The organism is Intrasporangium sp. (assembly GCF_040414665.1).
In the GTDB taxonomy this organism is placed as follows: domain Bacteria; phylum Actinomycetota; class Actinomycetes; order Actinomycetales; family Dermatophilaceae; genus Intrasporangium.
The window spans coordinates 1-7,208 of record NZ_JBEDUL010000039.1 but is presented as its reverse complement, the minus strand read 5'-3'; the positions used below and the strand labels follow the sequence as shown (position 1 = coordinate 7,208).

Below are 7,208 nucleotides of genomic sequence, written 5' to 3'. Positions count from 1 at the left end.
GGGTGCCGGTGACTCCGTTGTCATGTCGCCATTCAACCGCGCTGGCTCACGCCTCGGCGCGCTCGGTCTGGTCGCTCTGGGCCACCTGTACGGCCTGTTGCTCCTGCTCCTCTGCGCGCATCCGACGCAGGAAGGTCCGGGTGCGCTCCTGCTGCGGGTTGTCGATGCACTGGCTCGGAGGGCCCTCCTCGACGACGACGCCACCGTCCATGAAGACGACGCGGTCGGCGACTTCGCGGGCGAACCCCATCTCGTGTGTGACGACGATCATCGTCATGCCGGCTCGGGCGAGATCGCGCATGACATTGAGGACGTCGCCAACGAGCTCGGGGTCGAGCGCAGACGTGGGCTCGTCGAAGAGCATCAGCTTGGGATCCATGGCGAGGGCCCTGGCGATGGCGACGCGCTGCTGCTGGCCGCCCGAGAGGGCACCGGGGTAGGCCTTGGGCTTGTCCGCGAGTCCCACCCTCTCGAGCAGCTCCAGGCCGCGGGCCCGGGCCTCCGCCTTGCTCGTGCCCTTGACCTGGACCGGCGCCTCCATGACGTTCTCGAGGGCGGTCAGGTGAGGGAAGAGGTTGAACCGCTGGAACACCATCCCGATGCCGCGCCGCTGGGCTGCCACCTCCTTGTCATTGAGGTGGTGCAGTGTGCCCGTCTCATCCTCGCGGTAGCCGATGAGGTCTCCGTCGACCCAGATGCGTCCGCCGTCGATGGTCTCGAGCTGGTTGATGCACCGCAGGAACGTCGTCTTGCCCGAGCCGGACGGGCCGAGAAGGACGACGACCTGGCCCCGGTGCACGTCGAGGTCGATCCCTTTGAGGACCTCAGTGCCGTGGAAGGACTTGAGCACGTTCACCGCATGGACCAGTGGCTGGTCCGACTGGACGGGTGCGGTCGTCATCAGGCACCTCCCGCGCCGGCCGGACGCGCGAAGCGCGAGTCCTTCGGCCTCTTCTGCTTGGACTCGCCGAACCCGCGACTGAAACGCTTCTCGAGGAAGTACTGCCCGATCATGAGGACCGACCCGACGATGAGGTACCACGCCGTGACCGCGACGAAGGCGGGCATGATGAGCAACGTCCGGTTGCCAATGGCGCTGGTCTGGTAGAAGAGCTCGGTGATGACCGGGATGGCCGACAGCAGCGAGGTGTCCTTGACCATCGCGATCGTCTCATTGCCGGTCGGTGGCACGATGACCCGCATGGCCTGCGGAAGGACGATGCGCCGCATGGTCTTGCCGCTGCTCATGCCGAGCGCCTGGGCAGCCTCGGCCTGACCCTTGTCGACGGACAGGATTCCGGCTCGGGCGATCTCGGCCATGTAAGCGGCCTCGGACAGGCCGAGGCCGATGATGCCGGCGATCAGGGTGCTCGAGAACTGGTTGACGTTGAGCGTGAAGAAGGTGAAGTCCTGCGAGAGCCCCAACCACTCGCCGAACTGCTGCCCGAAGGGGAGGCCGAAGTCAACTCGGTTGTAGAGGAATCCGACGCCGCTGCCGATCATGGCGAGGAGCACGAGGCGCGGGATGCCGCGGAAGAACCACGTGTAGACGAATGAGACGCCGCGCAGGATGGGGTTCGACGACAGGCGTAGGACCCCGATGATGACTCCGCCCACGACGCCGATGACCATCGCGCCGATCGTGCCAACGATGGTGCCCTTCAAGAGGCCCTCGAGCACCGGCGTCTGCTGCATGATCTCGAACGCCTTGGGGAAGTTCCACCGCTCGTTCGTCAGGAAGGAACTGATCATCATCGCAACGAGCACGATGATGACCACGAGCGCCACCCACCGACCGGGGTGGGGCACCGGCCGGGCGTGGATGATGCCCGGCCGGTCTGCCGTCTCGGAAGTTGCGGTGGGCGGCATCGTCACGGGTTGACGGCGAAGTTGTCGATCCCGCCGGCCTCGACGGCGTACTTCTTGAGGGCCGCGTCGTAGGAGCCGTCGGCCTTGGTCGCCTTCAGCGCCTCGACCAGCAGGTTGGCGAAGTCCGTCTGGTCCTTGGGCAGGACATAGCCGTAGGGCGCAGAGTCATAGATGTCGCCGAGAGCCTCGAGCTGGCCCGTCTGCTTCACCGCGTACAGGCCGACCGGCGAGTCGGCGAGCATCGCGACCGTCTTGCCGCTCACGACGTCGGCGGTGACCTGGTCCTGCTTCTCCTGGATGACCATCGTGATCGCCGGCTTGCCGGCTGTGGTGCACTTCTTGCTGCGAGCCGCGAGGTCCTCGGCCTGGACGGTGTCCTTCTGGGCACCGACGCTCTTGCCGCAGACGTCGTCCATGTTGACCTTCTCGGGATTGCCCTTGGCGACGACCCACTGCGTTCCGGCGCTGTAGTAGCTCACCATGTTGACCTGCTTCTTGCGCTCGTCGTTGATGGTGAAGCTCGAGACGCCGATGTCGTACTTGTTGCTCGTGACGCCGAGGATGATCGTGCCGAAGCCTGCGGGCTGCCACTCCGTCTCCAGGCCGAGCTTGGCAGCGACGGCCTTGAAGATGTCGACATCAAAGCCTTCGACCGTCTTGCCATCGCTGGCGAGCATCTCGTTCGGTGCGTAGGTGGGGTCGGTGCCGACCACGATCTTGCCGGCGGCCTTGAGGTCTGCGGGCACCTTGGCGGCCAGGGCCGCGTCGACACCTCCCCCGGCACTCGGAGCCGAGGTGCCGCCCGCCCCGGGCGTGGTCGGGGTGAGGCTGTCGGAGCCGCAAGCCGAGAGAGTCAGGCCGGCAGCGACCAGGCCGGTCACTGCGAAGAGGGGCAAACGACGCATGGGTGGTGGTCCTTCCACGGTTCGGACGCGGACGTCCGTGGACTATCTGAGGACGCCGATACTGCCACTTCCCGGCGACGCTGCCCATCAGCGCAACCGAACCGTTGTCGATGACCGCCGGAATGACACGATTCGCTCGATTCGACCACGAAATGGCCACGACGGATCAATTGACCCAGTTCCGGTGCAAGGATGCCCCGGTATCGGCCGCACCCCCGTGGCCAGGAGTGAGGAGTCCTCTGTGAAGTCTGGACACAAGAAGCGTCCCATCATGGCGATCGTCGCGCTGAGCGCCCTCGCGCTGAGCGCGTGCGGCAGCTCGGACAACCCCGAGGCAGGCACCGGAGGAACAGCGCCCGGTGGCGGGGCTGCCGCTGCGGGTGTCTCCCTCGTCAACGACGGCAAGCTGACGGTCTGCACCCACCTTCCGTACGCGCCCTTCCAGTCGAACGACGACTCGGGCAAGACGGTCGGCTTTGACGTCGACATGATGGACCTGGTCGCCAAGAAGCTCGGTGCGACGCAGGAGATCGTCGACACCCCCTTCGAGGGCATCAAGTCGGGTCAGGACACCGCCACCGGCAAGTGCGACGTCTCCGCTGCAGGAATGACCATCACGGAGGAGCGGCAGAAGGCCATCCTCTTCTCGGAGCCCTACTTCGACGCCACTCAGGCACTGCTCGTCCCGACGGGGTCGACGGTGAAGTCGCTCGCCGACCTCAAGGGCAAGAAGCTCGGCGCCCAGTCCTCGACCACCGGCCTCGACTACGCCAACGAGCACAAGTCCGAGTGCGGCTGCGAGATCATCGAGTTCCAGGACCTGGCCGCGGAGACGCAGGCCCTGCTCACCGGCCAGGTGGACGCCGCGATCAACGACCTCCCGGTGTGGAGCGAGGCGATCAAGCAGAACGCCGGCAAGGCGCAGATCGCCACGCAGTTCGACACCGGCGAGCAGTACGGCTTCGGCATGAAGCTCGGCAACACCGCGCTGAAGAAGGTCGTCGACGACGTGATCACGACGGCGAAGTCCGACGGCACGTACGACACGATCTACAAGAAGTGGATCGGCGACGTTCCGGCGAGCTGATCGCCCGACCCGCGTGAGGGGGCTGGCGCGGACGACCCGTCTGCGCCAGCCTTTCTCCGACCCGTCCACCCTGAGGGAAGAGGAACCATGGGCACGCACGTCTCGGAGGCGCCGCGCCAGCGGTCCCGTCTGACACGTCGGCAGAAGGCGCGACTGGGTCGAGGCGTCCAATACGCGATCGGGCTGCTGATCGTCGTCGCACTCGCGGTGAACGTGAACTGGCAGCAGTTCGGCGACGCCTTCGGCCGGTGGGACATCGTGCTGCGGATGCTCCCGCGGGTGATCACCGTCGGCGTGGTCAACACGTTGATCTACACCGCGCTGGCGTTCGTGTTCGCCTTCCTGCTCGGCCTGCTCCTGGCCATGATGAAGCTCAGCTCGATCGGGCCGTACCGGTGGGTGGCGACGGCCTACGTGGAGTTCTTCCGGGGCGTCCCCGCCCTCGTCGTCCTGTTCATGGTCGCCTTCGGCATCCCCAATGCCTTCCCCGGGTTCACCTTCCCAGGCGGTCAGCTCGGCATGGTGATGGTCGGCCTCGGTGTCACGGCCGCCGCCTACATGGCCGAGACCTTCCGGGCCGGCATCCAAGCCGTCCCGAAGGGCCAGGTGGAGGCCGCCCGGACGCTCGGGATGAGCCACTCGCGCACGATGGCGACGATCGTCATCCCGCAGGCGTTCCGGATCGTCATCCCGCCCCTGACCAACGAGCTGATCCTGCTCATCAAGGACTCGTCCCTCGTCTACGTGTTGGGTGTGGCGACGAGCCAGTACGAGCTGACCAAGTTCTCCCAGGACTTCCTGAACAAGACGACCAACCCGACACCGCTGATGGTCGGGGCCGTGTGCTACCTCGCCATCACGTTGCCGCTGTCCCTGCTCGTGCGCCGCCTCGAGCACCGCTATGCAAAGGCCCGATGAGCCATGACGACCGAAACCACCGCGGCCGGACCTGGCGCGCCGACCCACGCGATCTCGATCCGCAACCTCAAGAAGTCCTTCGGCGACAACGAGGTGCTCACGGACATCAGCCTCGACGTCGACCCTGGCGAGGTCGTGTGCGTCATCGGCCCCTCGGGCTCCGGCAAGTCGACGCTGCTCCGTTGCGTGAACCTGCTCGAGCAACCGACGTCCGGCACGGTCTTCGTTGGCGACGACGAGATCACCGACCTTGACGTCGACATCGACCGCGTGCGCCGCCGGATCGGCATGGTCTTCCAGTCGTTCAACCTGTTCCCTCATCTCACGGTCCTGCAGAACCTCACCGTGGCCCAGACCAAGGTGCTCCGGCGCTCGCGGTCCGAGGCCAGGCAGGTCGCCCTGCGCAACCTCGAGCGGGTCGGCATGCTGCACAAGGAGGACGCCTTCCCGGCCCAGCTCTCCGGGGGTCAGCAGCAGCGCGTCGCCATCGCGCGGTCGCTCTCGATGGACCCGGAGCTGATGCTCTTCGACGAGCCGACCTCAGCACTCGACCCGGAGCTCGTCGGAGAGGTGCTCGCGGTCATGAAGGCGCTCGCGGCCGAGGGCATGACGATGATGATCGTGACCCACGAGATGGCCTTCGCTCGGGAGGTGGCCGACCGGGTCGTCTTCATGGACGGTGGCGTCATCGTCGAGCAGGGCCGGGCGGTCGACGTGATCGGGGACCCTCAGCACGGTCGGACGAAGTCCTTCCTGCACCGCGTCCTCAACCCCATGGTCATCGAGCCGGATGAGGTCAGCGAAGAGGGTGTCGTCGACGTTGTGTGACCCTTGCATGGCGGCCCCCGATGCACGGGAACGCACCGGGGTCCGCTAAGGTTGACCGCAACGGCCCGCCCAGTTCTGCCTCGGGCCGCTTCTTCTTGGCAGGGGCCCAGCGCCCCGCCCCAGTCGATTCGCTCTTGCGCCGCGACCTGCCGCCCACCGTCGAGTGGCCATCGCGCCGGGCAGAACGACCCTTTCGACCCCTCTGGAGTACCCACCTGTGTCAACCGACACGTCCTTCGCCGCCGTCGGCGTGCCCACGTCCCTCACCGCCGTCCTCGAGGACCGCGGGATCACCCTGCCCACCCCGATCCAGGCTGCGACCCTGCCCGACTCGCTGGCCGGGCGTGACGTCCTCGGCCGGGGCCGGACCGGCTCGGGCAAGACCTACGCATTCCTGCTCCCTCTCGTCGCCAGGCTCACGGCCACGCCCAACCGCCGTCGCCCGGGTCGCCCCCGCGCCTTGGTTCTCGCCCCGACGCGAGAGCTCGCCACACAGATCGACACCGCCCTCGCGCCGCTCGCCCAGGCCGCGGGCCTGACGAGCCAGACGATCTTCGGCGGGGTGGGCCAGAACCCACAGGTGCAGGGCCTGCGCCGTGGTGTCGACGTCGTCGTCGCCTGCCCGGGCCGGCTCGAGGACCTCATGGGCCAGGGCCACCTCTCCCTCGACGCCATCGAGATCACCGTCATCGACGAGGCCGACCACATGGCCGATCTCGGGTTCCTTCCCGGCGTTCGCCGCATCATGGAGCGCACGCCCCGGCACGGCCAGCGACTCCTCTTCTCGGCGACGCTCGACGGCGCGATCAATGTCCTCGTCAAGCGATTCCTCACGAATCCCGTGACGCACGAGGCAGACTCGGTCCAGTCGCCCGTCGCGAAGATGTCCCATCACGTTCTCCACGTGGACGCCGACGCCCACCTGCCGGTCCTGTTGGACCTCACCGCCGCACCGGGGCGCACCGTCGTCTTCGCCCGCACGAAGCACCGCGCCAAGAAGTTCACCCGCCAGCTCAATGCCGCCGGCGTCCCCGCGGTCGAGCTGCACGGCAACCTCAGCCAGGGCGCGCGGACGCGCAACATGGAGGACTTCCACAGCGGCCGGGCCCAGACACTCGTCGCCACCGACATCGCCGCCCGCGGCATCCACGTCGACGACGTCGCCCTCGTCATCCACGCCGACCCGCCGGTCGAGCACAAGGCCTACCTGCACCGCTCCGGCCGAACCGCCCGCGCCGGCGCCGAAGGCACCGTCGTCACGATGATGCTCGACGAGCAGGTGCGCGACGTGCGTGACCTGACGCGCAAGGCCGGCATCAAGCCGACGACGACGCGGGTTTCCGTCGGGCACCCCCTTCTCTTGGAGCTCGCTCCCGGCGACCGGTCGTATGCCGCTGGGCTCGTTCGCGAGACCCCACCCTCCGGTGGTGGGCGGGCTCCCGAGGCCGGTTCGGCCAGTGCCGGATCCCGCCGCGGTCGTGGGCGCGGCAACGGCGGTGGCCGAGGCCGCGGTGCTGGTCAGGGCCGTGGCCGCCGCGAGGCCAGCCGCACCGGATCGACAACCGCCTACTCGACGAGCTCGTCGGGCGGTGCCGCTGCCT

General features: G+C 67.6%; 7 protein-coding genes. 4 read left to right on the top strand and 3 right to left on the bottom strand.

Annotation, left to right across the window (positions count from 1 at the left end; genetic code table 11):
- Positions 1–46: 46 nt before the first annotated feature.
- Genes ABF401_RS04660 through ABF401_RS04650 form a run of 3 tightly spaced genes read right to left on the bottom strand, consistent with a single transcriptional unit; the run spans position 47 to position 2,774 of the window.
- The gene (locus tag ABF401_RS04660; protein ID WP_353508369.1) at positions 47–901 is read right to left on the bottom strand and encodes an amino acid ABC transporter ATP-binding protein; all 855 of its coding nucleotides are present in this window, start codon (positions 899–901) and stop codon (positions 47–49) included.
- Positions 901–1,869 (bottom strand): amino acid ABC transporter permease, encoded by a 969-nt coding sequence (locus tag ABF401_RS04655; protein WP_353508370.1) that lies wholly within the window; start codon positions 1,867–1,869, stop codon positions 901–903. Before ABF401_RS04655 ends, ABF401_RS04660 begins: the two co-directional genes overlap by 1 nt.
- A 2-nt stretch (positions 1,870–1,871) precedes the next feature.
- On the bottom strand, positions 1,872–2,774 hold the full coding sequence (locus ABF401_RS04650; RefSeq protein ID WP_353508368.1) for an ABC transporter substrate-binding protein: 903 nt from the start codon (positions 2,772–2,774) through the stop codon (positions 1,872–1,874).
- A 241-nt stretch (positions 2,775–3,015) separates the two neighbouring features.
- On the opposite strand from ABF401_RS04650, the gene ABF401_RS04645 reads away from it, so the two are divergent.
- From ABF401_RS04645 to ABF401_RS04630, 4 genes are all read left to right on the top strand, one after another.
- A complete protein-coding gene (locus ABF401_RS04645) occupies positions 3,016–3,861 on the top strand; it encodes an ABC transporter substrate-binding protein (RefSeq protein WP_353508367.1) in 846 nt (281 codons plus the stop codon).
- Between the two features lie 87 nt (positions 3,862–3,948).
- Positions 3,949–4,779, top strand: a complete 831-nt coding sequence (locus tag ABF401_RS04640; RefSeq protein WP_353508366.1) for an amino acid ABC transporter permease — start codon at positions 3,949–3,951, stop codon at positions 4,777–4,779.
- A gap of 3 nt (positions 4,780–4,782) precedes the next feature.
- Complete coding sequence (locus ABF401_RS04635; RefSeq protein WP_353508365.1) at positions 4,783–5,607, top strand: amino acid ABC transporter ATP-binding protein; 825 nt, start codon at positions 4,783–4,785, stop codon at positions 5,605–5,607.
- A 217-nt stretch (positions 5,608–5,824) separates the two neighbouring features.
- Positions 5,825–7,208, top strand: a 1,384-nt coding sequence (locus ABF401_RS04630; RefSeq protein WP_353508364.1) for a DEAD/DEAH box helicase, incomplete at its 3' end; no start/stop codon positions are given.